The 24439-nt window shown below is 66.0% G+C and carries 23 protein-coding genes and 1 tRNA gene; 14 read left to right on the forward strand and 10 right to left on the reverse strand.

Going from position 1 to position 24439, the window contains the following annotated elements; genetic code table 11:
• The first annotated feature begins 2 nt into the window (after positions 1–2).
• The 8 genes from LOC56_RS13790 (at position 3) to LOC56_RS13825 (ending at position 8976) form a co-directional block, all read left to right on the forward strand.
• Positions 3–932, forward strand: coding sequence for an NADP-dependent oxidoreductase (locus LOC56_RS13790; protein WP_229952855.1), 930 nt, complete (start codon positions 3–5; stop codon positions 930–932).
• Positions 933–1249: 317 nt separating this feature from the next.
• The gene (locus LOC56_RS13795; protein WP_229952856.1) at positions 1250–1477 is read left to right on the forward strand and encodes a hypothetical protein; all 228 of its coding nucleotides are present in this window, start codon (positions 1250–1252) and stop codon (positions 1475–1477) included.
• Between the two features lie 437 nt (positions 1478–1914).
• Entirely contained in the window at positions 1915–2862 is a 948-nt protein-coding gene (gene uriH / locus LOC56_RS13800) for a uridine-preferring nucleoside hydrolase UriH (protein WP_229952857.1), read from the forward strand.
• The gene (uriT, locus tag LOC56_RS13805; protein WP_331460951.1) at positions 2859–4325 is read left to right on the forward strand and encodes a uridine transporter UriT; all 1467 of its coding nucleotides are present in this window, start codon (positions 2859–2861) and stop codon (positions 4323–4325) included. The genes uriH and uriT (LOC56_RS13805) overlap by 4 nt, the downstream gene beginning before the upstream one ends.
• Positions 4322–5755, forward strand: coding sequence for a uridine transporter UriT (gene uriT / locus LOC56_RS13810; RefSeq protein WP_331460952.1), 1434 nt, complete (start codon positions 4322–4324; stop codon positions 5753–5755). Before uriT (LOC56_RS13805) ends, uriT (LOC56_RS13810) begins: the two co-directional genes overlap by 4 nt.
• 29 nt (positions 5756–5784) lie before the next feature.
• Positions 5785–6699 carry a ribokinase gene (locus LOC56_RS13815; protein ID WP_229952858.1) on the forward strand — a complete coding sequence of 305 codons (915 nt, stop codon included), beginning with the start codon at positions 5785–5787 and terminating at the stop codon, positions 6697–6699.
• A 157-nt stretch (positions 6700–6856) separates the two neighbouring features.
• Positions 6857–7423: a hypothetical protein gene (locus LOC56_RS13820; protein WP_229952859.1), complete on the forward strand. Its 567-nt coding sequence runs from the start codon at positions 6857–6859 to the stop codon at positions 7421–7423.
• A gap of 77 nt (positions 7424–7500) precedes the next feature.
• On the forward strand, positions 7501–8976 hold the full coding sequence (locus tag LOC56_RS13825) for an AAA family ATPase (RefSeq protein WP_229952860.1): 1476 nt from the start codon (positions 7501–7503) through the stop codon (positions 8974–8976).
• 64 nt (positions 8977–9040) lie between these two features.
• Here LOC56_RS13825 and LOC56_RS13830 read toward each other — a convergent pair whose 3' ends face one another.
• Positions 9041–9514 carry a DUF4188 domain-containing protein gene (locus LOC56_RS13830; protein ID WP_269437999.1) on the reverse strand — a complete coding sequence of 158 codons (474 nt, stop codon included), beginning with the start codon at positions 9512–9514 and terminating at the stop codon, positions 9041–9043.
• Between the two features lie 76 nt (positions 9515–9590).
• Here LOC56_RS13830 and LOC56_RS13835 point away from each other — a divergent pair, with 76 nt between their 5' ends.
• Positions 9591–10214, forward strand: a complete 624-nt coding sequence (locus LOC56_RS13835) for a MerR family transcriptional regulator (protein WP_229952862.1) — start codon at positions 9591–9593, stop codon at positions 10212–10214.
• A gap of 14 nt (positions 10215–10228) precedes the next feature.
• On the opposite strand, the gene LOC56_RS13840 is transcribed toward LOC56_RS13835, so the two are convergent.
• From LOC56_RS13840 to LOC56_RS13865, 6 genes are all read right to left on the reverse strand, one after another.
• On the reverse strand, positions 10229–11047 hold the full coding sequence (locus tag LOC56_RS13840; RefSeq protein WP_229952863.1) for a DUF4259 domain-containing protein: 819 nt from the start codon (positions 11045–11047) through the stop codon (positions 10229–10231).
• A 32-nt stretch (positions 11048–11079) separates the two neighbouring features.
• Positions 11080–11904, reverse strand: a complete 825-nt coding sequence (locus tag LOC56_RS13845; RefSeq protein ID WP_229952864.1) for a histidine phosphatase family protein — start codon at positions 11902–11904, stop codon at positions 11080–11082.
• A gap of 170 nt (positions 11905–12074) precedes the next feature.
• On the reverse strand, positions 12075–12314 hold the full coding sequence (locus tag LOC56_RS13850) for a hypothetical protein (protein WP_229952865.1): 240 nt from the start codon (positions 12312–12314) through the stop codon (positions 12075–12077).
• A 218-nt stretch (positions 12315–12532) separates the two neighbouring features.
• Positions 12533–13345, reverse strand: a complete 813-nt coding sequence (locus tag LOC56_RS13855) for a hypothetical protein (protein WP_229952866.1) — start codon at positions 13343–13345, stop codon at positions 12533–12535.
• A 211-nt stretch (positions 13346–13556) separates the two neighbouring features.
• Positions 13557–13633 (reverse strand) — tRNA-Thr (locus LOC56_RS13860).
• A 157-nt stretch (positions 13634–13790) separates the two neighbouring features.
• Positions 13791–14660 (reverse strand): DsbA family protein, encoded by an 870-nt coding sequence (locus LOC56_RS13865; protein WP_229952867.1) that lies wholly within the window; start codon positions 14658–14660, stop codon positions 13791–13793.
• Positions 14661–14829: 169 nt separating this feature from the next.
• Between LOC56_RS13865 and LOC56_RS13870 the strand changes: the two genes are divergently transcribed.
• The 4 genes from LOC56_RS13870 (at position 14830) to LOC56_RS13885 (ending at position 19830) form a co-directional block, all read left to right on the forward strand.
• Positions 14830–16311: an alpha,alpha-trehalose-phosphate synthase (UDP-forming) gene (locus LOC56_RS13870; protein WP_229952868.1), complete on the forward strand. Its 1482-nt coding sequence runs from the start codon at positions 14830–14832 to the stop codon at positions 16309–16311.
• Positions 16308–17090, forward strand: coding sequence for a trehalose-phosphatase (gene otsB / locus LOC56_RS13875; RefSeq protein WP_229952869.1), 783 nt, complete (start codon positions 16308–16310; stop codon positions 17088–17090). The genes LOC56_RS13870 and otsB overlap by 4 nt, the downstream gene beginning before the upstream one ends.
• 184 nt (positions 17091–17274) lie before the next feature.
• Positions 17275–18363 carry an ABC transporter ATP-binding protein gene (locus LOC56_RS13880; RefSeq protein ID WP_229952870.1) on the forward strand — a complete coding sequence of 363 codons (1089 nt, stop codon included), beginning with the start codon at positions 17275–17277 and terminating at the stop codon, positions 18361–18363.
• Positions 18364–18468: 105 nt separating this feature from the next.
• Positions 18469–19830, forward strand: coding sequence for a DUF4032 domain-containing protein (locus LOC56_RS13885; RefSeq protein WP_229952871.1), 1362 nt, complete (start codon positions 18469–18471; stop codon positions 19828–19830).
• Between the two features lie 34 nt (positions 19831–19864).
• On the opposite strand, the gene LOC56_RS13890 is transcribed toward LOC56_RS13885, so the two are convergent.
• The gene (locus tag LOC56_RS13890; protein WP_229952872.1) at positions 19865–20407 is read right to left on the reverse strand and encodes a DUF4190 domain-containing protein; all 543 of its coding nucleotides are present in this window, start codon (positions 20405–20407) and stop codon (positions 19865–19867) included.
• Between the two features lie 268 nt (positions 20408–20675).
• On the opposite strand from LOC56_RS13890, the gene LOC56_RS13895 reads away from it, so the two are divergent.
• Positions 20676–22382, forward strand: coding sequence for a glycoside hydrolase family 13 protein (locus LOC56_RS13895; protein ID WP_229952873.1), 1707 nt, complete (start codon positions 20676–20678; stop codon positions 22380–22382).
• Here LOC56_RS13895 and LOC56_RS13900 read toward each other — a convergent pair.
• Both LOC56_RS13900 and LOC56_RS13905 read right to left on the reverse strand, forming a co-directional pair.
• Positions 22379–23755, reverse strand: coding sequence for an FAD-binding oxidoreductase (locus LOC56_RS13900; RefSeq protein WP_229952874.1), 1377 nt, complete (start codon positions 23753–23755; stop codon positions 22379–22381). The genes LOC56_RS13895 and LOC56_RS13900 overlap by 4 nt on opposite strands.
• A 9-nt stretch (positions 23756–23764) precedes the next feature.
• Complete coding sequence (locus tag LOC56_RS13905; RefSeq protein WP_229952875.1) at positions 23765–24256, reverse strand: hypothetical protein; 492 nt, start codon at positions 24254–24256, stop codon at positions 23765–23767.
• Positions 24257–24439: the final 183 nt, after the last annotated feature.

The following is a 24439-nucleotide window of genomic DNA, read 5'->3' on the forward strand; positions in this document are numbered from 1 at the left end:
CCATGAAGATTGTTGGCATCCGTGCCTTCGGCGGCCCCGAGGTCCTGGAGGTCCTCGACGTACCCGAACCCCATGCCGGCCCCGGCGAGGTCCGCATCCGGGTCCACGCGGCCGCGGTCAGCCCCACCGACACCGTGCTGCGCTCCGGCGCCCAGGACATGGGCGGGCAGGAGCCGCCCTATATCCCGGGCATGGACGCCGCCGGAGTGGTCGACGAGGTGGGTGAGGGCGCCGGTTGGCGGATCGGCGACGAAGTCATGGCCCTGGCCCTGCCGCGGGCTGCACGGCGGGGCGCCTATGCCGAGTACCTGGTGGCACCGGCGGACTCCATCGCACGGGTCCCGGCCGGCGTCGGGCTGGAGGCTGCCGCCACGCTGCCGATGAACGGACTCACCGCGGTGCAGATCTTGGAAAAGCTGGACCTTGCCGAAGGCTCGGTCCTGGCGATCACCGGTGCAGCCGGAACCCTCGGCAACTATCTGATCCAGCTTGCCAAGGAGGCCGGACTGACTGTTGTTGCCGATGCATCCCCGCGGGACGCTGAGGTCGTAACGGCGCTGGGAGCGGACCACGTGGTGGAGCGCGGAGACGACGTTGCCGACCGGATCCGGGAGCTTTTCCCCGACGGTGTGGACGCCGTGGCGGATGCGGCGGTGATGAACGAGCTGGCAGTGAGTGCCGTGCGCGACGGCGGCGGGTTCGCCACGGTACGGGGGTGGCACGGCGATCCCGGCCGCGGCATTACGGTGCATCCAATCCGGGTCGGCGAGGAGTACTCCTCCGGCGTGAAGCTGGACCGGCTGCGGGCGCTGGCCGAAGCGGACCTGCTCAGCCTGCGGATCGCGGACGTCCTGCCCGCCGAACGGGCTGCCGATGCGCACCGCAGGCTGGAGGCCGGCGGCCTGCGCGGCCGGATTGTCCTGACTTTCTGATCCTTCGCTAAACCGCGCGACGGCGGCACCGGTCCCAGGTGCCGCCGTCGTCGCCGTTAATGCCTCCGGTCTTTGGGAAAGGGCTATCCGGCGGAAGGGCGCACTGTTATGGTCATCCGCATGGGACTACTGATATTCGAGTAGCGCTGCGCGCTCGAAACCCACCGCAGACACCATCCATTAGAGCTTGTTGAGGCGCTGCCTCCGAGTCCGTCCGTCTGCCCCGCCAAAACCTCCCGGTAGAACCGGCGTGCTTTCGCACGCCCGGACGGTGTCCCTGACATAACCTCAACGGCCCAGAGCCATTGGAGGACACCATGCGTGTACCTAAGGACAAAAAGCCCGAATCCCCACAGCCGGTATTACCGCCCGTCGAGATCCATCTCGCTCCGGCGGCCGAAGCACGGCTGAGCGAGGCGAGCGCCCAGCAGCTCGCCGCCGCCCCGGAGACCGCCCTGCCCGGCTGGCAAAGTCTCGGCAAGGACCACAAGCCCACCCGTGCGACCACCAGGCAGGGACCGCGGGAACGAAAGGTCCGGTGGTAAGTAACTCAAGGGAATCTTCGGCAGCCCCGCTCTCCCCGGAGCGGGGCTGCCGTCTTTGACTCCCCGCTCGGAGCAGGGAGCATCCCCCGGATAGGCCGCACCGGCAACCCAAAGCAAGCTGCCGTCTGGTGGGGTCCGGGGCGTTCGGTCATGCTGGAAGGGAGGCAGCGGCCCGGAGCCGCGCCCCGCCCGCGAAAGAGCGGCGGACAGCATAATTTCCCCGCAGCCAGATGGCAAATCGGGACGGAGTTCCGTCCGGTGCGCGGCAGGAGCCACGGCGGAGTGGTCCGCAATACGTCTATATCGTTAATTCTGGTGCCAGGCAGGCACTCCCCCATGTCCGCACCGCTGCGGACCGCTGCAGGAGTACCGGAGCCGGACGCCGCAATGCCGGAACTGCGGTCCCGGAGCTAGAACCTCAACGAAGCGGAGACGTAATGCCCCACAAAATCATCCTGGATTGCGATCCCGGGCATGATGATGCGGTCGCCCTGCTGCTGGCACACGGCAGCCCGGAGATCGACCTGCTGGCGGTGACCACCGTCGTCGGAAACCAAACCTTGGAGAAGGTGACACGCAACGCACTGGCAATTGCCCGTGTCGCAAATATCACAGGCATTCCCTTCGCCGCCGGCTGTGACCGCCCCCTGGTCCGCACCATCGAGAACGCCCCGGACATCCACGGCGACTCCGGCATGGACGGCCCCGAGCTTCCGGAGCCGACCCTCGAACTGGATCCCCGCCACGCGGTGGACCTGATCATCGACACGGTCATGGGACACGAGCCGAACACCGTCACCCTTGTCCCCACCGCAGGCCTGACCAACATCGCCATGGCCGTGCGCAAGGAACCGCGCATCGCCGAACGGGTCAAGGAAGTCGTCCTCATGGGCGGCGGCTACCACGTGGGCAACTGGTCCGCCGTGGCCGAGTTCAACATCAAGATCGACCCCGAAGCAGCGCACATCGTGTTCAACGAGAAGTGGCCGCTGACCATGGTCGGCCTGGACCTTACGCACCAGGCACTGGCTACGGACGAAGTTGCCGAGCGCATCGCCGCCGTCGGCACCAAGCCGGCTAAGTTCGTCGGCGAACTGCTCGACTTCTTCGGCGAGGCCTACAAGGATGCCCAGGGCTTCGACTTCCCGCCCGTGCATGATCCCTGCGCCGTCGCTTACGTCATCGACCCCTCCGTCATGACCACCCGGCGCGTCCCGCTGGACGTGGAACTGACGGGCACCCTGACACTGGGGATGACGGTGGCGGACTTCCGCGCGCCGGCCCCCGCAGACTGCAACACCTCCGTGGCCGTGGACCTGGACCACCGGAAGTTCTGGGATCTCGTTGTGGACGCCCTCCAGCGCATTGGCGAGGTTGAACTGTGAGTGAAACGACCCGCCGCCGGGTAAGCGTCGGCGCACTGATGGCGGCTCTGCTGGCCGCCTGCGTTGCCTTCCAGCTCAACGCCTCCATGCTCTCCCCCGCCCTGTTCACCATCGAACAGGAACTTAACACCACTTCGGCTGCCGTAGCCCTGACCCAGACGGCATTCTTCACCGCCGCCGCATTGTTCTCCCTGTTCCTGCCGCGCCTCGGCGACATCATCGGCCGCAAGAAGGTCCTCGGCGGAATGCTGGTGGTCCTGACCATCGGCTCCGTGATTGCTGCCCTCGCACCGAGCATCGAGGTGCTGTTCCTGGCCCGGCTGATCCAGGGCGTCTCCGGACCCACCGTTGCGCTGTCCATGATCATGCTGCGCGTGGAGATCCGCGACCCCAAGCTGTACGGCACCCTGATGGGTGTCATTGCCGCAGTCAACGGCGGCATCGCCGGCGTTGATGCCATTGCCGGCGGCTATCTGGCGCAGAACCACGGCTTCGCATCAATCTTCTGGTCAATGGCCGTCGTCGGCGTCATTGCCGCAGCCCTCGTCATCGCTGTCGTGCCGGAGTCCCGTGCCGAGAAGAAGGAAAAGATGGACTGGGTGGGCGTTGTTCCCCTGGTCATCTCGGTCGGTACGCTGCTGACCGCGTTCAACGAGGCCGGCAAGTTGGCGGAGGCCAACTGGCCGCTGGTCATCGGCCTGATCGTCATTGCAGTCATCGCGTTCGTAGTGTTCTGGAAGGTCGAAAACCGCACCGAACAGCCGCTGATCGCCACCTACCTGCTGAAGCAGCGCTCCACCTGGGCCCTGCTCCTGACCACCGTGCTGACCATGACCGGCGTTTTTGCCGTCATGAACGGCATCATCCCGGCCCTGGCGCAGGACGGTGCCGTGGGCTTCGGCATGGGCGCCGAAGAGTCCGCCTGGTGGACCATCACCCCGTACGCCCTCGCGGGCCTCATCGTGGGCCCGTTTGCCGGGCGGCTGGCAGGCAGCTGGGGCTACGCCAAGGTGCTGCGGATCGGCACCATCGGCTCGGTCATTGCCCTGGCCCTGATGCTCCCGGTCGTCGGCAGCGATTCCCGGCTGGGTCTGCTGGCCATTTCCATCCTGGTTGGCATCACCTACGCCGGCATCGGCAACGTGATGCTCAGCGGCCTCGGCGTTATGCTCTCCCCCAAGGAGAACCCCGGCTTCCTGCCCGGCCTCAACGCCGGCGCGTTCAACCTGGGCGCCGGCCTGAGCTTCGCCGTGATCTACGCGGCCAAGACCGCCACCACCGTTACCGGCGGCTCCGGAACCGAAGGCTACTACGGCGGCATCATTGCCGGCGTCATCATTCTGGGCCTGGCCCTGGCCGCGTCCTTCCTGATCCCCAAGCCTGCTGACACCACAGAACCGGCAACGCATGCCGGTGCAGCTGAACCGGCCGGCGCCGGAGCCAAAATCGAGGTGAACTCGTGACTGAAACCGCCCGCCGACGGGTAAACGTCGGCGCACTGATGGCCGCCCTGCTGGCCGCCTGCGTGGCGTTCCAGCTCAACGCCTCCATGCTCTCCCCCGCATTGGTCAGCATCGAGGAGGAACTGGAAACCACCTCGGCAGCAGTGGGCCTGACGCAGACCGCGTTCTTCACCGCCGCCGCACTGTTCTCCCTCTTCCTGCCGCGCCTCGGCGACATCATCGGCCGCAAGAAGGTCCTCACCGGGATGCTGGTGGTCCTGACCATCGGTTCCGTGGTGGCCGCCCTGGCCCCGAGCATCGAGGTCCTCTTCCTGGCCCGCCTGATCCAGGGCGTTTCGGGACCGGTGGTGCCGCTGACGCTGATCATGCTGCGCGTGGAGATCCGCGACCCCAAGCTGTACGGCACCCTGATGGGCGTCATCACCGCCGTCAACGGCGGCATTGCCGGGGTCGACGCCGTCGCCGGCGGCTACCTCGCGGAAAACCACGGGTTCGCTTCCGTCTTCTGGGCCATGGCCATTGTCGGTGCGGTCGCCACGGCCCTGCTCTTCTTCCTGGCCCCCGAATCCCGGGCCGAAAAGAAGGAAAAGATGGACTGGGTGGGCGTTGTTCCCCTGGTCATCTCCGTGGGCACCCTGCTGACCGCGTTCAACGAGGCGGGCAAACTGGCGGACGCCAACTGGCCGCTGGTGATCGCCCTGATTGTCATTGGCATAGTCGCCTTCGTGGCGTTCTGGAAGGTGGAGAACCGCACCGAGCAGCCGCTCGTGGCCACCTATCTGCTGAAGCAGCGCTCCACCTGGGCCCTGCTCCTGACCACGCTGCTGACCATGACCGGTGTCTTTGCCGTGATCAACGGCATCATCCCGGCCCTGGCGCAGGACGGCGTGGTCGGTTTCGGCATGGGCGCCGAGGAATCCGCCTGGTGGACCCTTACGCCGTACGCCCTCGCGGGCCTGTTCCTGGGGCCCCTCGCCGGCCGGCTGGCCGCCAGCTGGGGTTACGGCAAGGTGCTGCGGATCGGCCTGATCGGCTCCGTCATCACCCTGGCCCTGATGCTCCTGATAGTCGGCAGCGACTCCCGGCTGGGCCTGCTGGGCGTATCCGTGCTGATCGGCATCACCTATGCCGGCATCAGCAACATCATGCTCAACGGACTGGGCATTGTGCTCTCGCCGAAGGAGAACCCCGGCTTCCTTCCCGGCCTCAACGCCGGTGCGTTCAATCTGGGCGCGGGCCTGAGCTTCGCCGTGATCTACGCGGTGAAGACGGCGGCCACCCCGGCCGACGGCGCCGGGTCCACCGGGTACTACGCCGGTATCATTGCCGGTCTGGTCATTCTGGCGCTGGCCCTGGCCTCGTCCTTCCTCATTCCGAGGCCGGCCGAGGCCGAGGTTGACGCCGCCCCGGCCGAGACCGACCACCGCTAACCCGTCCGCCACCCAAGGAGAATCACTGCATGTCCGCCGGAAAAGTTGTAGTTGTCGGCTCGCTTAATGCCGACCTGACCGTCCGTACCGACCGTTTCCCCTCCCCCGGGGAAACCCTGAACGGATCGGAACTGGTCATTGTCCCGGGCGGCAAGAGTGCCAACCAGGCCGCTGCCGCTGCCCTGCTGGGTGCCGAGGTGCGGCTGTTCGGTGCCGTGGGTGCCGACGGGCACGGTGATCTGCTGCTGAAGGCAGCAGCCGATGCCGGCGTAGACGCCTCCCGCGTCCTGCGCCGCACCGGCACTGCGACGGGCACCGCCATGATCGTGGTGGACGCTGCCGGGGAGAACACCATCATCGTCTCCCCCGGAGCCAACGGCACGGTCACCGGCGCGGAACTCCCGGCGGACCTGTTCGACGACGCCGCGGTGCTCTGCCTAAGCCTGGAGGTGCCGCTCGAAGCGGTGGCCGCCGCGGCGCAGGCAGGGCACGACGCCGGTGCCCAGGTGCTGTTGAATCTCTCGCCGTACCGGGAGGTTCCCGCCGAACTGCTGGCCTTGACCGATGTCCTGCTGCTCAACGCCCACGAAGCGGCGCTGGTCACGGGACTGGCCGATCCGGCGTCGGACTGGGAACGGGTCATCGCCTCCCTGGCCCGCCTGGGTGTGCGCCGTACCATCATCACGCTCGGCGGAGAGGGCGCCGTCGTACTGGACGGCACCGCTGCCGGTGCGGACCGTGTTGTAGCAGTCGCTCCCACCCGGGTCACCGCGGTGGACACCACCGGCTGCGGGGACGCGTTCACCGCCGGTACCGCTGCGCGGCTAGCCGCCGGTGATTCGCTGGTGCAGGCCGCAGAGTTTGCGGCGCGAGCCGGCGCGTTGGCCGCCACCCGCGAGGGTGCCCAGTCCTCGTATTCGGCACTGCTGGAAATGGTGGGCTGACCACGGGATTCCCTGCCGCCAAGGGCCCTGCAGCTGCTACTCAGCAGCTGCAGGGCCCTTTTCCGTGCAGCTTTTTCGTTAGTTCGTTGGCCGCCGCCTATGCTGGCAGGTACTGCGGCGAATCCGCCGTGGATCAGCCGGCTTTTATGGGGGAAGCATGTCCGAACAAGTGCCGCAGGGCACCAACAACGCCAACATTAACAACGCCTACGCCTATCCCGGCGGCCCAGGTGTGCCCGCAGGACCGGCAGCAGCGGCGGTCGAGCCACCCCGGCCGAAGGACGTGAATTCGTCGTTCGGCCTGCTGATGTTCGCTCTGGCCCTTACCGTGGTGAATATTCCCATTCAGATCGCGATCCTGAACTCGGACGACAGCCGGGCCGCCATGCAGGCCGAGTACGATGCTGCCGGCCTGGTGGTCGATATGGATGCCGCCGTTCTCACGGGCAGCATCGTCCTGGTGGTTCTGGGCATCCTCTGCATCGCCATCAACCTTGTGACAGCTATTTTCATCCGGAAGGGTCATGGCTGGGCCCGGATTGTGCTCACCGTTTACGCCGGGCTCACCTTGGTAAGCCTGTTCACCGGCACTAACCTGATGGGCTGGTGGGGGGTTATGGCGTTGCTGATCGCGACATTCCCGCTCTACCGCAAGGCAGCGGCGACGTGGTTCACGCAGATGAGCCAGTACCGGCAGCACAAGAAGCTCAACCAGGCGTACTAAGCGGTTCTGCAACACACTGAAGGCGGTGCCTCCCGGGGAGGCACCGCCTTTTTGCGCCGGTGCTAGGCTCTGCCCGCATGGATGAAAAACTCGGGGAATTCCTTAGCAACTTCAACCGCGCGATCGAACTCTCACGGGAGCACCTGGCACAAAACGACGGCAGGGAACGCATCCTCGATGTGTTGACGGAGCACATCGGCGTGCCCGCCGCCGAGGTGCCCATCGTGTCGCAGGATGTTCCCGTTCACCGGTTCGCGGACCTGGACATTTCCATGGAGAAGATTGCCGGACGGGATCCCGGGGCCCGGCTCATCGGGGTGGGCGGCGGGCAGCAGCGCCAGCATCAATCCCTGGCCGACATCGTTCAGGAAGGGTACGGTCCCGTGGGGGTCGGCCAGCCCGATTTCGTGAACCTCGCCGTCGGGCCTGAGAGTACCCGCGAGGTGGTGGCCCTGGGTCTGCGGTTGTTCATCTATGAAGGTGTTCCGCTTGCCGTCCTGCAGCGCGCTGCCAACCCCCAGTACGGACGCTCGGGAGCGGACGTGGCAGTGCTCGGCCGGAACCGTGAAGCGGCCGTGGGCTTCCTGGCCGAGCTGCAGGAAGAGCTACGCACCAACAGCATCCTGCGCGGCCAGGTTGTCTCTTTCGCCTTCGATCCGTACGGCCAGCAGGGCGCCGGTGTCACGTTCCTTGCCCGCCCGTCGCTGCCGGCGGAAGAAGTGATCCTGCCGGGTGAAGTGCTCGACCGCGTGCGGCGTCATGTGCTCGGCATCGCGGCGAACCGGGAGGTGCTGCGGGAGCATGGACAGCACCTGAAACGCGGCGTCCTGCTCTATGGCCCTCCCGGCACCGGAAAAACCCACACCGTGCGCCACCTGCTCAGCGCGAGTGAGGGTACGACGGCGGTGCTCCTGGCCGGGAACTCGCTGCACATGGTGGGTGAGGCCGCACGGCTGGCCCGGGCCATGGCGCCGTCCATGGTGATTCTCGAGGACATTGACCTGGTGGCCGAGGACCGGAACCTGGGCCACGGCCCGCAGCCGCTGCTCTTTGAGGTTCTGGACGCCCTGGACGGCCTGGACGCGGACGCCGACGTCGTGTTCCTGATGACCACCAACCGCGCCGAGGCGCTCGAACGGGCACTGGTGCAGCGACCCGGGCGGGTGGACCTTGCCGTCCGGATCCCGCTGCCCGGCGTCGAGAACCGGGTCCGGCTGCTGGAACTCTATGCTCCCGCAGGGGTGTTCTCCGATGCCGCGCTGCAGGCCGCGGCCGAGCAGTCCGAAGGCGCAACAGCGTCCTTTGCCCGGGAGTTGGTGCGCCGCGCCGTACTTCGGGCCGTGGATGCCGGTGAGAAACCCGGCGATTCCCATCTGGCCGCTGCGGCCGAGGAACTGTTGGGCCAGGGAGAGGCGCTGACCCGAAGCCTGTTGGGCGCCGGTGGAGACGGTTCCGGGGGTGACGGCGACGACGGCGGTGCGGGCTTCGGGCCGGGCGTCCCGGGTCCGCAGCCCGGGGTCAGCGTGGGGTACACGGTTGGTTGGACGCCCTAGGTCCTGCCCGGACCGGTGTGCGGCACCGCTTTCGCGTGTTCCGATCCTCTGCCTGCCCGGCGGGCTACCCGGCGGGCCGCAGCCGCTCCGCGGCCCGGCTGTGCTGGCCCAACGGTCGAGCACCGGTGGCTTTGGCGAGCCCCGCGGGACGCATGCCGACGTAGATCGACTCCGCCCGCTCCACTACGTAGGTCTCATGCCAGATACCGACGCTGTTCGGCGCCTTGCGGGCGATCCGGTTGAAGGCGGCCCACGCCCGCCGATGCTCCGCGTCCGGCTTGCTGGCATAGGCAAACAGCTCTTCGGCGGACTTCCAGTACTGCACCACCAGGGGGCCGCCGGACCCCAGGGTAATCCGGTAGCCCAGCATCCCCGAGTCCGGATCGGCAGACAGCTCCGCGAGCATCCGCGGCATGGCGGCAAACACCTGCAGCCAATGGTCCGGACGCCACGGCCGGTTAATCCTCATGCCAATGAGGAAAAGGACGAGGGGCCCGTTATGTTCAGCGGTGAGACGGGTTGGTGCACTGCGAGCCATGGCGGCCTCCTCCCGCGACTGGATAGTTATGGTATCCAAGCTAGAGAGCTAAAGTATCCAGCACAAGGGGGTCTCCATGCGTATTTCCGAACTGTCCGAAAAAACCGGCGTTCCGATCGCCACCATCAAGTACTACCTGCGTTCCGGCCTGCTCCACGACGGCAGGCTCACCGCACCGCGGCAGGCGGAGTACGACGACGGCCACGTCGCCAAGCTCCGGTTGGTCCGTGCCCTCCTGGGCTCCGGCGGGCTCTCCGTCGCTGCGACCGGCAAGGTCCTGCAGGAGCTGGATGAGCCGCCCGAATCCGCCCATCAGCTTCTGGGCGCGGCGCACCGGGCTGTCAGCTCCACTCAGGAAACCGAGCCGCAGCATCCGCGGGCCGATGCGCTGCTGGACGCCTGGGGGTGGCAGGTGGATCCGGCGGATCACGACGCCCGGTCCCGGCTGGAGCAGGCACTGCGCGGTTTGGAGGATGCCGGGTTCGAGCCGCCTTCCGACTTCCTCGACATGTACGGGCAGGCGATGCGGGCCATCGCGGACCGCGAACTGGACCAGGTGCCGCTGGAGAGTTCCGCCGAGGCAATGCGCTACGTGGTGCTCGGCACCGTCCTGATTGAGCCGCTGCTGCTGGCCCTGCGCCGGCTGGCGCACCAGGATGCTTCCGGCAGGAAATTTGCAGAGATCGCACCGGAGTCATAGGGCTCACGGGGCATTTAGCCCTTCAACGGCGCATTTACTCCTGGAATTATGCCTGCTGGCTCCGTACCGTCGAGGTGATGGTCCGCTCCCAGGCTCAGTGCGCGCCATCCGGCGGAGAAGTTCGGCTCGCCCCCGTCGTTGGCCGGCCAGTTCGGCAGGCGTGTCACATGAACGAAGCCACAGGCCCGCCAATCAGTGTCCTTTTTCCGGAACCGGAACACGTGGTAGATGACGGGCCGTTGGGGCATACCCGGATGAGCGGGGGCCTGAATCGGCTTCAAGCGGGCAAGCCGCCAGACGCCGGGTGCGCTTCTTCCGGTCCAGTCCAGCCATTCGAGGCACGGCATGTCGCCGACGCGCGACCGGTGAATTCCAGCAACGCGGAACAGTGCCATTCGGCCCTCTGCGTCTGTGTAGCTCAGGACGTCGCCCGCGACGAGTTCGGTTTCTTCATGGCGCCACCGCCGGCGGAGCTTCTTCCGCGCCGGTTGCGGCCCGGTGAGCTGGTCGCGCAGTTTCTGCAGGGCCGCCACTCGTTTGGCCAGATCAGCCGGTCCGGCTTCCTCCCACTCCTCGAGGCCGCTCCGCTGGTCTATCACGTCAAGTGCGGCGGCTTTCACCTCGTCGTCGAGCCGGCCAACCTGGGACTGCGCCGCCGCGAGCGCCACCCACAGCTCCGCGGCGTTGTCCTGGCGCAGCAGATAGCCGAACGATTCGATGACCAGGCGGGTCGCTTCCTCGTCCGGCACCTGGTCCTCGAGATGTTCGCGGTACTCCCCGCGAATGTCCGCCGCCGTATCGTTGGCAAATATGCCGCTCCCCCATGCACCCATACGGCGAGTATTGCAGACGGGGGAGAGTCTGCTCAGCTTCCGAAAGCTCCCTCGAGGAAATGCCGGTTTGCTTCGGCCCGCTCCAGGAGATCCTCCCTGGTGAAGTACTTCCGGTCGAACTCTTCCCAATCGCCGACGAACATGGTCCACTCGCCGTCGACCTGAACCGGCCAGCAGCGGCGGACCCAGTTGAGCTTTTCGCGGACGTTGTTCCGGTCGGCCGGATCGGTGCTGGTGTACTGCAGGACGGTGCAGTTGTGGATCATCTGCTCTTTGTCGGCGTCCCGTTCCAGGAACTCCTCGTCGCTCCAGCGCTCCAGCACCAGGCGCGTTGCCCACATGAATTCACCGTGGGTCACCAGGAGGACGTTGTCGCGGGCGTTTTCGCGGTGCAGGGTGCTCAGGATGTTCCGCACCCGGTTTTCGGCGACATTGGCAATGGATTCGCCTGCGGGCGGAGCCCAGTACAACGGATCGCTCTCGCGGTAGGCGGCGTTCTGCGAATACTTCTGCGCGAAGTCCTGCTTCGACATGGATCCGATCTCGCCCCAGGAACGCTCGCGGATCACCCGGTTCTCTTCCCAGCGCACGTCCAGCCCGAGGTGCGCGGCGGTTTCGCGGGTCCGGGTGTAAACGGAGACCATGGCGCGGTCGAATTTTATGTTCTGCCGGGCGATCCACGCCCCGGCGACCTTGGCCTGCTGGACCCCGAGTTCCGTGAGCCGCCACGAACGGTCCGGGACGGTCATGGTCTCTTCGGTGTAAAGGCTCGGGTCCCCGGCCTTGGCTGCCCTTTGCATAACGTTCGCTTCGCTCTGTCCGTGGCGGACAAGGAACAGGTTCCGGGGCATAACCATTGGAGACTCCTAGTACGTGCGCACTGATTCTGCTTTTTATCTTATGGGTGTCATTCGATCGCCTCGGACGCGCCATGGAGAAGCAGGCCTCCTGCGTCGTGCGCGCGGCATCCCTTGTACCCGAAGCGCCGGGGTTTCACGAGTCCGCGCACAGCGTTAGGAGGACGGGACTAGATTCCGTCGGCGCCTTCAGCTTTTGGCGCGGCAGCATCCCGGGAGGCCAGCTGACGCTTGTACCAGGGGTAGACAGCGAGGGTGCTCAGCGAGACAACCGACATGACAGCGGCCAGAAGCCATTCACCGGTCACGGCAAAGTAGACGGCCAGGCCAAGGCCAACGGCGATGGGTAGATAAAACGTGCGGGTGAGAACCTTTTTGGCAGGGAGGCTGGGTCGGATGTTGTTACTCATGTTCACTTTCGGTCGGACGGTTTACGGGGCCGCACGGACCGGACACGCGGATTTCCAGTGCAAGCGGGATGTGGGCCTCCGCGGTTGCTGTGATCCTAATTCATATCCAGGCAGGAGAGTCCTCCATCCGGTGCGCCCCAGGCCAGGGCGGAGACTGAGCCGGAACGGGCCACCGAGAAGCTTGCCGAACTCGAACAGCTCGCTTCGAGGCGGACGCCTTAGGCAGTCGCCTTCGACACCTCGACGGGGCGCTTTGAGGGAGTTATCTTCGCCTTCCGCTTCCGCTTTCGCCGCCGCTTGGTTTTACCGGCGAACGGAGGCCGCGGCGCGCCGAACCGCGGGCCCCACCAGTACCTGCCGCCGATCAGCCTGCCTGCGAGGAAGCCGAACAGCCCGATGAATACGGCGTCGCCGTAGCCGATGGAACCGGCCAGGATCAGTGCAGGTATGAGGGCGAAGAACGTGGCGATGAGGATTATGAACTGGGTTTGGAACGACTTCACAAAGCGGACCAGCGCCCACCCGCCGAGGAAACCGATGACCAGGGACACCACGAGGGTCTGCACCGTGACACCGTCAAGGAGCATGGCTGTAGGCGCACTGAGCAGCACTGCTGCGGAGGCTGCGTTGATCAGCGCCAGTTGCCATCCGCCCGTGTAGCCGCCGTCGGCGGTACGCTCCCGCTTGCGCCTGATTACGGTTCCGGCTTTCTTCCCGGACCACCAGTGACCGCCGGCGATGGCACCAGCCGTGAAGCCCATGAGTCCCGGGCCCGCCATGGGTATGCCCAGAGGGTCTTCCAAGGAGTGCATCATGCTGAGGATCAGGCTCAAGGCTCCCCGCATCACCATGTCGGCGCGCACGGACAGCGAAACCACCCTGAACAGAAGGACCCCGTAGACCGCACCCAGCGCAAAGAAGCCGGCAGCCGGGCCAGGCGCCCCGCCGAAGAACCAGACGGTTACGGCGACAGGTATGACAATGGTCAGGACCCGCGTGAACCGCCAGTCATTGACCCATTTCCTGAACACTTCTGTCTCCCCCGTAGCAAGGACGCTGCTGCCGGGCTTTCCCGGCAGCAGCTCCGCGCATCTGCCTAGTTTGCCTTGCCGGCCGGGCCGGGAAGGATGCCGTCCGGCGCATCGGCACCTCGATGCCAGAGCGTACCTCGGCAAACCCCGTCGGCCGCCCAAACAAAAAACCCCTCCTGTTCGGCGTTATGCCTGATCAGGAGGGATTTCGTGGAGCCCCCTGCCGGATTCGAACCGGCGACCCCCTGTTTACAAGACAGGTGCTCTGGCCAACTGAGCTAAGGGGGCGCGGCTGGCGGGCTAAAAGTCCAAGCCAGTCACGCCGCCGTCGTCCGCCCGAATAAACGGGTGTGAACAACAGCGCTAGACAAGATTAGCCCAGAGCGCCCGCCCCCGTGAAACCGGAAAGGTTTCACGGGGAACGAACACCCGGGCCAAGCCAGGCTTACTTGTTGGCGTCGATGGCGCCCTGCACCGTTTCCACGAAGGCGTTCAGGTCCGCTTCCTCGCCGTTGACGAAGGCCGTCGGGGTGCCGTTGATGCCGTCCACCCGGGCCAGCTGGTCTGCGTACTTCACGAACGGACGGTAGGTGCCGTCGTCGATGCAGTCCTCCATGCCCTCGGTATCGGCGCCCACGGACTCGGCCATGTCCACCAGCTCTGCGTTCTTCACTTCACCGGCGGCATGCTGAGCGAAGATGGCCTTCATGAAGTCCCAGTAGGACTCGGGGCTCTGGTCCGCCACGCATGCCGCAGCGTTGGCGCCGCGGGAGGAGTAGTTGGTGGCTGAGTTACGGTCCAGGAATGCCACGGTGCGGTATTCGTAGGTGATCTCGCCTGCATCCAGCCACTGGGAGATCTGATCGTCGTAGGTAGCGGCGAAGTCCGCGCAGTGCACGCAGTTGATGTCCACGTATTCCACCACCTGGACCGGCTCACCCTCTGGCGCAGCTTCAACCCCCGGCGGAATCGGAGTCTCTTCTGCGGCTTCCTCCGGTGCCGCCGGCAGCGTCTCCGTGTCGAAGTCGAAGGTCTCCGTGGGCTCCAGCGCGGTGGTCGAGGTCAGGGTAAACCCGCCGTACTGGTTGGCGTTGGCCGGCGAAGTGCCGGTGTTCGCCACGTCCTTGCCCATGCTGTTAAACACAATCACGCCCACAATTGCGATCACCGCCACGATGGCCACCACAACACCCCAGATCACCAGGAGTCGGTTGCGCCGCTCTTTCTTCTGCTGGGCCTCGCGCAGTGCGCGCGCCTGCTCGCGGGCAGCAGCAGTGCGTTCCGCCTTGGTCGGCTTGGGGTTCCGGTCAGTCATATTTCCTCATGTCTCTCAACGCCGGCCACGTTTCCGGGGCCGCTCAGCTCATCACCAGTGTAGGGGGAACGGCGCCCGCCACCCTGCGACCAACGCCCGCGGGCGGTACAAAGTTTCCCCGCTTCGCTAGAGTGGCAATATACGACCAATCTAAAAAGGGGTGCCATTCGTGAACGCTGACGCGGATCCGAGTTCCAAGGAAGACGCTCCGGACAGCTACGGCGACTTCGATTTCATCGTCGTGTCCAACCGGCTTCCGGTTGACCGCGTTAGTGGACCCGATGGCGAAACCTGGCGGCGCTCACCCGGCGGGCTGGTCACGGCCCTGGCTCCCGTGATGGCAAAGGCCGACGGCGCCTGGGTAGGCTGGCCCGGTTCCCCGGACGAGGAAGTCGAACCTTTCGACCACGACAACATGTATCTGAAGCCGGTGCCGCTGAGCACCGACGAAGTGGAACTGTATTACGAGGGCTTCTCCAACGCGACGCTGTGGCCGCTCTATCATGACGTGATTGCCGCCCCGGAGTTCCACCGCACCTGGTGGGATGCCTACCGCACCGTGAACCGACGGTTTGCCGACGCCGCCGCTTCCGTGGCCGCGAAGGGCGCCACGGTCTGGGTCCAGGACTACCAGCTGCAGTTGGTCCCCCAGCTGCTGCGCCAGGCCCGGCCCGACCTGAAGATCGGCTTCTTCAACCACATTCCCTTCCCGCCGCTGGAAATCTTCGCCCAGCTGCCTTGGCGCCGGAACATCATCGAGGGCCTGCTCGGCGCGGACCTGATCGGCTTCCAGCGCCCCTCCGATGCCAGCAACTTCCTGCGCTGCGTGCGCCGCTTCGCCGGCTACACCATCCGCCAGCAGCAGGTGAACGTCACCACCGAAGACGGACTGTCCTACGTTTCCCGCGCCGAGGCATTCCCCATCTCCATCGATGCTGGCCAGATCGCTGAGCTGGCACAGCGCGAAGACGTCATTGAACGCTCCAAGCAGATCCGCCGCGAACTGGGCAACCCGGACACGGTGCTGCTGGGCGTGGACCGGCTGGACTACACCAAGGGCATCAGCCACCGGCTCAAGGCCTACGGCGAACTCCTCGAAGACGGCCGGATCACGGTGGAAAACGCCGCCATGATCCAGGTGGCCAGCCCCTCCCGCGAGCGCGTGGAACAGTACCGGCTGCTGCGCGAAGAAGTGGAAGGCACCGTCGGCCGGATCAGCGGCAGCTTCGACACCATCTCCAACACCGCGCTGCGCTACCTGCACCACAGCTATCCGGTGGAGGAAATGGTGGCGCTCTACCTTGCCGCCGACGTTATGCTCGTCACCGCACTGCGCGACGGCATGAACCTGGTCGCGAAGGAATACGTCGCCGCCCGCACCGGCAACACGGGCACCCTGGTCCTCTCCGAGTTCACCGGCGCCGCGGACCAGTTGCGCCAGGCCGTGTTGGTCAACCCGCACGACATCGACGGGTTGAAGGCCGCCATCCTCACCGCGGTAAACATGCCGGCCAGGGAAGCCAGCCGCCGCATGCGCCTGATGCGCCGGCAGGTGCTGCAGAACGACGTCGAGCGGTGGTCCCAGAACTTCCTGGAGGCACTCGAACAAGACCAGGACCGGGAACAAACCGAGGACCGGGAACAGTCATGAGTGCACTGGACACCGAGCTGCAGTCAGCACTGGAGTCCGTGGCCGGCACCGGGAAGCTCCTGGTGGCGCTGGACTTCGACGGCGTGCTTGCCCCGTTGGTGGAGCTTGCCGAGGATGCCCGCCCGCTGGACGGATCGGCGGCCGCTGTCCGGACCCTCGCTTCCCTCCCGAACACAGTCACCGCGTTCATTTCCGGACGGGCGCTCGACAGCCTGCGCACCGTTGCCTCCCCGGATCCCGAAACCCTGCTGATCGGCAGCCACGGCGCCGAGACCTGGACCGGCCCCAACCAGGAACCGCTGCAGCTGACCGCCGAGCAGGCCCAGCTGCTGGCCAGAGCCCGCACAGCGGTGGAATCCGTGGTCGCCCGGCACCCGGGCTGCCGGCTGGAACACAAGCCCGCCGGCGTCGTCCTCCACACCCGCAGTGTCTCTGAACCGGCTGTCGCTGCCGCCGCCACCGAGGAAGCGCGGAGGGAGCTGGGCCTGCTGAACGGCGTTCAGGTCACCGACGGCAAATCCGTCCTGGAGGCCTCCGTGGTCCACACCAACAAGGGCGAAGGCATCCGCGCCCTGCGCGAACTGACCGGCGCGACGGCGGTGCTGTTCGCCGGCGACGACGTCACGGACGAACGCGGCTTCGAGGCTTTGCAGCCCGGCGACGTCGGGATCAAGGTCGGCGACGGGCGTACGGCTGCCGCCTACCGGGTCGCCTCCCCCGAGGCATTCACTGCGGTTCTCGCCGAACTTGCACGGCTGCGCGCCGCCGCCGTCGCTTAATAACTCCCTGCAGCGGCCGGACGTTCACAGCTGGACAACGTGTGTAATACTGTCCCCGTGAGCCGCGTCACAGGTCACAGAAGACCTGCCGGCAGTATTCAACACAGCGGTTATCAACTCAATTACATAGCTCTCCATTCACAACGGATCGTCGGGCACGTACCTGCCCGTGAAGGGAAACACCATGGCAACGGTAACGTTTGACCAGGCAACACGCGTCTACCCGGGGACGGAACGCCCCGCAGTAGACAACCTCAGCCTCGAAATCGCCGACGGCGAATTCCTGGTTCTCGTCGGCCCCTCGGGCTGCGGAAAATCCACCTCGCTGCGGATGCTCGCAGGGCTTGAAGACGTCAACTCCGGACGGATCCTCATCGGCGACCGTGACGTCACCGACGTTCCGCCCAAGGACCGCGACATCGCCATGGTTTTCCAGAACTACGCGCTGTACCCGCACATGTCCGTTGCGGACAACATGGGCTTCGCCCTGAAGATCGCCGGCATCGGCAAGGAAGAGCGCATGGAACGCGTCCGTGAGGCCGCGAAGCTGCTGGACCTCGAAGACTACCTGGACCGCAAGCCGAAGGCACTCTCCGGCGGTCAGCGCCAGCGCGTTGCCATGGGCCGCGCGATTGTGCGTAACCCTCAGGTCTTCCTGATGGATGAACCGCTCTCCAACCTGGATGCCAAGCTGCGTGTGCAGACCCGCACCCAGATTGCTTCGCTGACCCGGCGGCTCGGAGTCACCACGGTGTACGTCACCCATGACCAGGTGGAAGCCATGACCATGGGCGACCGTGTCGCGGTGCTCAAGGACGGCGTCCTGCAGCAGGTCGACACCCCGCGCAACCTCTACGACCACCCGCGGAACGTTTTCGTGGCCGGATTCATTGGCTCCCCTGCCATGAACCTGCTCGAGCTTCCGGTGGTGGACGGAGGCGTAGCGTTCGGCGGGGCCGTGTACCCGGTGGAGAGCTCGGTGCTGGGCGCTGCCGCAGGCAACACCGTCACGCTGGGTGTCCGCCCCGAAGACATGGAAACCGTGCCGGAGGGCGAGGGCCTGCGCGTGGAAGTGGACGTGGTCGAGGAACTGGGAGCCGATGCGTACGTTTACGGCCACAGCAGCATCGACGGCAAGGACCATGACATGGTGGTCCGCGTTGACGGCCGGCGTCCTCCGATGAAGGGCGACACTCTCCACGTCCGCCCGCAGAAGGGCCATGTGCACCTGTTCGATACCTCCAACGGGGAACGGCTGGCGGAACAGGCGTAACCCGGCCGGCACGACATGCGGTGGCTCCCCTGCTCAACTAAACTCTGAGGTGGGGAGCCACCGCTTTTTCGTTAACGCATGTTTGAGACGTAAGGGCTTTCGCCGATGACAGACTCCGTACCTGCCAACTGGCAGAACGAACCCACGGACTGGGAGCAGACGGGCAAACTGCCCCGCACCACGCGCTCCTCGACCAACCGGATCAACACACTGGGGTCGCTGAACATCACGGCCGCGTCCATGGACCCGGCCCTGCTGGACCTGCCGTGGCACATTCCGCTGGAGGAATGGCCCAAGGAGAACCTGGCCGCACTCCCCCGCGGAATTTCCCGCCACGTTGTCCGCTTCGCGCGGCTGGGCGATTCCCTCATCGCCATCAAGGAAACCAACGAACACGTGGCGCGGCAGGAATACCACATGCTGCGCAAGCTTCGTCGCCTGAATGTCCCCGCGGTGGCTCCGGTGGCGGTCATTACCGGACGCATGGATCCGGCGGGTGAAGAGCTGCAGCCGGTACTGGTCACCCGGCACCTGCGCTTCTCGCTTCCCTACCGTGCCGTCTTCTCCCAGACCCTGCGTGAAGTCACATTGACGCGGCTGATCGATGCCCAGGCACTGTTGTTGGTCCGCCTGCACCTGGCCGGTTTTTACTGGGGCGATGTCTCCCTGTCCAACACACTCTTCCGCCGCGACGCCGGCGCCTTCGCCGCCTACCTGGTGGATGCGGAAACCGGTGAGCTCTATCCCGAGTTGTCCAACGGCCAACGCGAATATGACCTGGAAATTGCCCGGGTGAACATTGCCGGAGAACTGATGGACCTGGCCGAGGGCGGCCTGGTTGAGGAGTCAGTGGATCCGCTGGCCACCAGCGAACGGATCATGGACAGTTACCGCGGGCTCTGGGCCGAGCTGACCGAACGGGAATCCTTCGGGATGGCCGATCGCTGGCGTGTCGATGCGCGCATCCGGCGCCTGAATGACCTGGGGTTCGACGTCGACGAGCTCAGCATCAGCACCACCCCCGACGGAACGCAGGTCCAGCTGCAGCCCAAGGTGGTCGACGCCGGCCATCACCAACGCCGGCTGCTGCGCCTGACCGGCATCGATGCCCAGGAGAACCAGGCCCGCCGGCTGCTTAATGACCTGGACTCCTACCGGGCGACCAACCATCCGGAACTCGACGAAGAGCTCAGCGCACATCTGTGGGTCACGCAGGTCTTCGAACCGATAGTCAAAGCCGTGCCGCGGGATCTGGGCAGCAAGCTAGAGGCTGCCGAGGTGGTGCACGAGGTCCTGGAGCACCGCTGGTACATGTCTGAAAAGGCCAACCGCAACGTGCCCATGGCCGAGGCGGTGCAGTCGTACATGGATACCATCCTCCGCCACCGGCGCGACGAAGCTGCGATCCTGCTTAGCACCGATACCCGGACCATGGAGATCCTGGACGCAGGAGGAGCCCCGACCTAGGGCCGGGGCTCCTCCTGACGTGCCGTGGGGGCGGTCAGTAGCTGGAGCCGCTGTCGGCCGCGATCCCAATCATGATGAGAATAAAGAAGAGGATCCCGAAGAGGGTCCCCAATCCGCCGACGATAATGCCGATCACAGCGGGAACGTTGCCCATACCCGCCTTGCGTGACTGGTTCAGGCCCACAATGCTCAGCACCAGGCCCACGATGGAGAAGAAGAAGGACGTGATGAGGCCGGCGATGCCCATGGCCTGTCCGGGGTTCGGCCGCGGCAGGGCGTAGGCATCCTGTCCGTAGGCCGGGTAACCGGGCTGCTGGCCGTAGGCCGGAGCTTCCTGGGAACCCGGATAGGCCGGCTGCTGGCCGGCACCCGGGTACACGGGCTGCTGGCCGTAGGACGGCGCTTCGGACTGCTGGCCGTAGGACGGATAGGCAGTGTTGCCCGTTTCGTTCTCCTGGGACCCGGGGTAGGCGGACGGCGCCGACGGGGGCGGGCCGTACTGGCCGCTGTCCGAAGCACTATCGTTTGCGGCTGCCGGGTCGCCGCCGGTCTGCCATTCTGGTCGGTTCTCTGACACGCGGTATTCCCCCTGAAGATGAAGTGGTTAGCGGAGTCGAACGGGCGTCCGCTCGACGCCCGGTTCGACTACGCAAAGTCGGTGTGACCTACGGCAATCCTATACATCCAAGCCGAGCCGTACCATCCATTCCCGGAACGTTCCCCCTTCCCGTAAATACGTGACGAAGATCTCGTGTGATCTGCGCGGCCACCGCCAACGCAGCGGAAGCCGAAGTCGTTAAATGGAACTGTAAGTCTAAGAATCTGCGCGAAGGATGACGCCCTGAATGGTTGAACAACTGACTACCGCATCCAGCCGGACGAGGCTGGTCCCCGTCCATGAGCCGTCCGCCGGACGTGAGTGGTGGCGGTCCTCGGTGATCTACCAGATCTATCCGCGCTCGTTCCGCGACCTGCGCGGTGACGGAATCGGGGACCTGCCCGGAATCACCGCCGAGATCCCCACCCTCGCCGAACTCGACATCGACGCGATCTGGCTCTCCCCGTTCTACCGTTCCCCGCAGAAAGACGCCGGCTACGACGTCGCCGACTACTGCTCCGTGGACCCCCTCTTCGGCACCCTGGAGGACTTCGACGCCCTCGTTGCCGAAGCCTCGCGGCATAATATGCGCGTCATCGTAGACCTGGTCCCCAACCACTGCTCGGACCAGCATGCCCTGTTCCGCAAGGCCCTGGCCTCCCCCGCGGGTTCCCCGGAACGGGACCTGTTCATCTTCCGCGACGGCACCGGAGAACATGGGGAAAATCCGCCCAACAACTGGCAGTCGCACTTCGGCGGCCCCGCCTGGACCCGCATCACTGAACCCGACGGCACCCCCGGACAGTGGTACCTGCACCTCTTCGATACCTCCCAGCCGGACTTCAACTGGGACAGCCCCAGCGTGCACGCCGAATTCGAAAAAATCCTGCGGTTCTGGCTGGACCGCGGCGTCGGCGGGTTCCGCGTGGACGTCGCCCACGCGCTGATCAAGAAATCCGGACTCCCCGACTGGGGCGGCCGCGCGGACGGGTCCTCCTCCGAAGGCTTCCCCGGCTCCGACGCACCCATGTTCGGCCAGCCCGGCATCCACGACATCTTCCGGTCCTGGCGGAAAATCCTGGACTCCTACGACGGCGACCGGGTGCTCTGCGCCGAAGCCACCATCGACCCGATCGAACGGCTCAGCGACTGGGTCCGGCCCGACGAAATGCACCAGACCTTCAACTTCGCCTACCTGCAGCACCCCTGGCACGCCCCGGCACTGCGGCACGTCATCGAGTCCTCCCTGCGCGCCTTCGACCGGGTCGGGGCACCCACCACCTGGGTGCTGTCCAACCACGACGTCGTCCGGCACACCAGCCGCTTCGGCCTGACCGGGGCCGGTCCCCGCGCGGGGGACGGCCTCGGACCGCGGGACGAACAGCCCGACCTTGAACTTGGCCTCGCCCGAGCCCGCGCCGCCACCTTGCTGATGCTTGCCCTGCCCGGCGGCGTCTACCTCTATCAGGGCGAGGAGTTGGGCCTGCCGGACCACACGTTGATTCCGGACGAGTTCCGGCAGGATCCCACCTTCCACCGCACTGCCGGAGTGCGGGTGGGCAGGGACGGCAACCGGGTGCCCCTGCCCTGGAAGGCGAACCTGCCCAGTTACGGTTTCAGCTCCACGGGTGAGAGCTGGCTGCCGCAGCCGCCTATTTGGGGCCGGCATTCCCGGGATATCGAGCAGCGCAACCCCGACTCGACCCTGAACCTCTACCGCCGCGCTCTTGATCTGCGCCGCGAACTGGATCTGGGCAACGGTTCCCTGGCGTGGTGGCCGGAGCACGACGACGGGCTGGTCGCCTTTGTTAACGAGGGCGTGCTGGTGGCCATGAATATGGGGGATGCACCGGTTCAGCTGCCCGATCTGCCGTTGCTCATGGGCAGCGCTGCTGACGCTCTCGAGGGTGCCCGGCTCCGACCCAACCGCACCGTCTGGATGCGCCTGGACTAGTGCGGCTCCCCGGGAATGGCCTTCCCGGGGTTGAGGATGCCCGCTGGATCGAACACTGCTTTCACCCTGCGCTGCAGCTCGAGCACCTCGGCCCGCTGCTCCTGCGGCAGCCAGTGCAGCTTGAACTGGCCCACTCCGTGTTCGCCGGTGATGGTTCCACCCATCGACAGCGCAACGGCGATGGACTCGTCCAGTGCGGCGTCCAACCGTTCACGTCCGCCGTCGTCGGCAGCCTGAACCCAGAAGGTGGGGTGCAGGTTGCCGTCCCCGGCGTGGGCCACCACCTTGAGGTTAACCCGGTACTGCCCCGCCATCCGTTCCAGCTCCGCGACATACCGCACCAGCGCGGAGCGGGGAACGGCGACGTCCTCCCCCACCCGCATCTGGTCCGGCACCGCGTCTCCGCGGCTGTGCCGGCGCAGTTCGACCAGCCGTTCGGCCTCGGCCGCCCCTTCCGTACTTACCGTTCCACCCAGTTCACTGAGCACACTGCGCACGACGTCGGCCTCGGCTCCGGCGCCGAAACCATCCGTCTGGATCAATAACAGCGCGTCGCCACGGGTACGAAGGGCGCTGCCATGGGCTTCGTCCAGGGCCGTCAGGGTGGCACCGTCCAGCAGTTCCATGATGGCCGGCTGTACGCGGGCGGCGCCCACGGCCAGCACGCCGGCGGCGGCCGTCGGAAAATCCGGGAAGAAGGCCGCAATGGTTCGGATCTGCACCGGCAGGTACCGCAGCCGCACAGTGATGCCGACGATGATGCCCAGGGTGCCTTCCGACCCGGTGAAGAGGCTGGTGAGGTCGTAGCCGGCTACTCCCTTGAAGGTGCGCCGCCCAGTGCTGATGAGGGTTCCGTCGGCCAGGACGACGTCGAGGGCCAGGACGGAGTCGCGGGTGACCCCGTACTTCGCGCAGCGGAGACCGCCGGCATTAGTGGCCACATTCCCGCCGATGGTTGCGGTCAGGTAGCTGGCCGGATCCGGCGCGTACATCAATCCGTGGGCCGCCGCCGCCGCGTTCAGGTCCGCGTTGATCACGCCGGGCTCGACGATGGCCACTTCATCCTGCGCATTGAGCTCCAGGATGCGGTTCATCCGGTCTAGGCAAAGGATGATGCATCCGCCCGTAGCGTGGGCCCCGCCCGAGACTCCTGTACCGGCGCCGCGCGGCACCACGGCGGTGCCCGTTGCAGAGGCCCAGCGCAGCACCACCTGCACGTCCGCCACACTGGTGGGCCAGACGACGGCCAGCGGCTCTATATAGGCCAGCACCGGCCCCTGGTCGGTGGCATAGGCAGCTAGTACCTCCGGCGCTGTCTCGACCAGGAGGCCGGGGCCAGTGAGGGTCAGGTCGTGCAGGGCATCCAGAGACATGCCAGCAGACTACCGTGCCCCCATAAAGCGCGCGTAGCGGTCCAGGATCTGCGGCCATTCCCTTTGCAGCCGCTCATATTCCTGTGCCGCGTCGGGTAGCCGGTCAAGGCCTGAGTGACGGAGCGTCACCAGCGTGGAGCCGTCAGCCGCCGGGGAAAACTCGACGCGTACATCCGTAGGAATCCGCGGATTCGGGCCCGCCACCCAGTCCAGTTCCAGCAACGTGTCCGGTTCCCGGGTGCGTACCGTGGCCCATACCGCGGTTTCCCCGTCGGGCCCTGTCTCGGTAAGTACTCCACCCTCGAACTCAGCGTGTGTACCTTCACCGAAGTCCGTAAGGTCCTCCGGCCACCATAGGTGCAGGTAGTCCGTGAAGCCGTTGAACGCTTCTTCTGCGTCTCGGGGGATCTGCCGCACCGCCACTACGTCCGAAACGGACGTGCCTTGCTCAGCGTCCTTCGGATCCGGGTCGGCAGCGTGGGAAAACAGGGATGGGCTCATGCTTTCCAGCCTACCGGGACCAGGCCTGCTGCCCCTGGCCATGCCGCCACAACGTAGGGCGGGTTAAACAAGGAGAGCCCGTACCAACACTGGTACGGGCTCAACCTCTTCAATAATTGTCCGGCGGTGACCTACTCTCCCACATCCTCCCGGATGCAGTACCATCGGCGCTGTGGGTCTTAG

This window comes from Arthrobacter sp. zg-Y179 (assembly GCF_020907345.1).
GTDB lineage: Bacteria > Actinomycetota > Actinomycetes > Actinomycetales > Micrococcaceae > Arthrobacter_B > Arthrobacter_B jinronghuae.

What these genes read in the sequence shown, in the direction of transcription:
- LOC56_RS13865 (WP_229952867.1), bottom strand. Translation starts at nt 14,660, where the DNA reads ATGACTGACCGGAACCCCAAGCCGACCAAGGCGGAACGCACTGCTGCT.
- LOC56_RS13795 (WP_229952856.1), top strand. Translation starts at nt 1,250, where the DNA reads ATGCGTGTACCTAAGGACAAAAAGCCCGAATCCCCACAGCCGGTATTA.
- LOC56_RS13790 (WP_229952855.1), top strand. Translation starts at nt 3, where the DNA reads ATGAAGATTGTTGGCATCCGTGCCTTCGGCGGCCCCGAGGTCCTGGAG.
- LOC56_RS13825 (WP_229952860.1), top strand. Translation starts at nt 7,501, where the DNA reads ATGGATGAAAAACTCGGGGAATTCCTTAGCAACTTCAACCGCGCGATC.
- LOC56_RS13885 (WP_229952871.1), top strand. Translation starts at nt 18,469, where the DNA reads ATGACAGACTCCGTACCTGCCAACTGGCAGAACGAACCCACGGACTGG.
- LOC56_RS13900 (WP_229952874.1), bottom strand. Translation starts at nt 23,755, where the DNA reads ATGTCTCTGGATGCCCTGCACGACCTGACCCTCACTGGCCCCGGCCTC.
- LOC56_RS13905 (WP_229952875.1), bottom strand. Translation starts at nt 24,256, where the DNA reads ATGAGCCCATCCCTGTTTTCCCACGCTGCCGACCCGGATCCGAAGGAC.
- otsB (WP_229952869.1), top strand. Translation starts at nt 16,308, where the DNA reads ATGAGTGCACTGGACACCGAGCTGCAGTCAGCACTGGAGTCCGTGGCC.
- LOC56_RS13815 (WP_229952858.1), top strand. Translation starts at nt 5,785, where the DNA reads ATGTCCGCCGGAAAAGTTGTAGTTGTCGGCTCGCTTAATGCCGACCTG.
- uriH (WP_229952857.1), top strand. Translation starts at nt 1,915, where the DNA reads ATGCCCCACAAAATCATCCTGGATTGCGATCCCGGGCATGATGATGCG.
- LOC56_RS13880 (WP_229952870.1), top strand. Translation starts at nt 17,275, where the DNA reads ATGGCAACGGTAACGTTTGACCAGGCAACACGCGTCTACCCGGGGACG.
- LOC56_RS13835 (WP_229952862.1), top strand. Translation starts at nt 9,591, where the DNA reads ATGCGTATTTCCGAACTGTCCGAAAAAACCGGCGTTCCGATCGCCACC.
- LOC56_RS13840 (WP_229952863.1), bottom strand. Translation starts at nt 11,047, where the DNA reads ATGGGTGCATGGGGGAGCGGCATATTTGCCAACGATACGGCGGCGGAC.
- LOC56_RS13845 (WP_229952864.1), bottom strand. Translation starts at nt 11,904, where the DNA reads ATGGTTATGCCCCGGAACCTGTTCCTTGTCCGCCACGGACAGAGCGAA.
- LOC56_RS13850 (WP_229952865.1), bottom strand. Translation starts at nt 12,314, where the DNA reads ATGAGTAACAACATCCGACCCAGCCTCCCTGCCAAAAAGGTTCTCACC.
- LOC56_RS13830 (WP_269437999.1), bottom strand. Translation starts at nt 9,514, where the DNA reads ATGGCTCGCAGTGCACCAACCCGTCTCACCGCTGAACATAACGGGCCC.
- LOC56_RS13820 (WP_229952859.1), top strand. Translation starts at nt 6,857, where the DNA reads ATGTCCGAACAAGTGCCGCAGGGCACCAACAACGCCAACATTAACAAC.
- LOC56_RS13895 (WP_229952873.1), top strand. Translation starts at nt 20,676, where the DNA reads ATGGTTGAACAACTGACTACCGCATCCAGCCGGACGAGGCTGGTCCCC.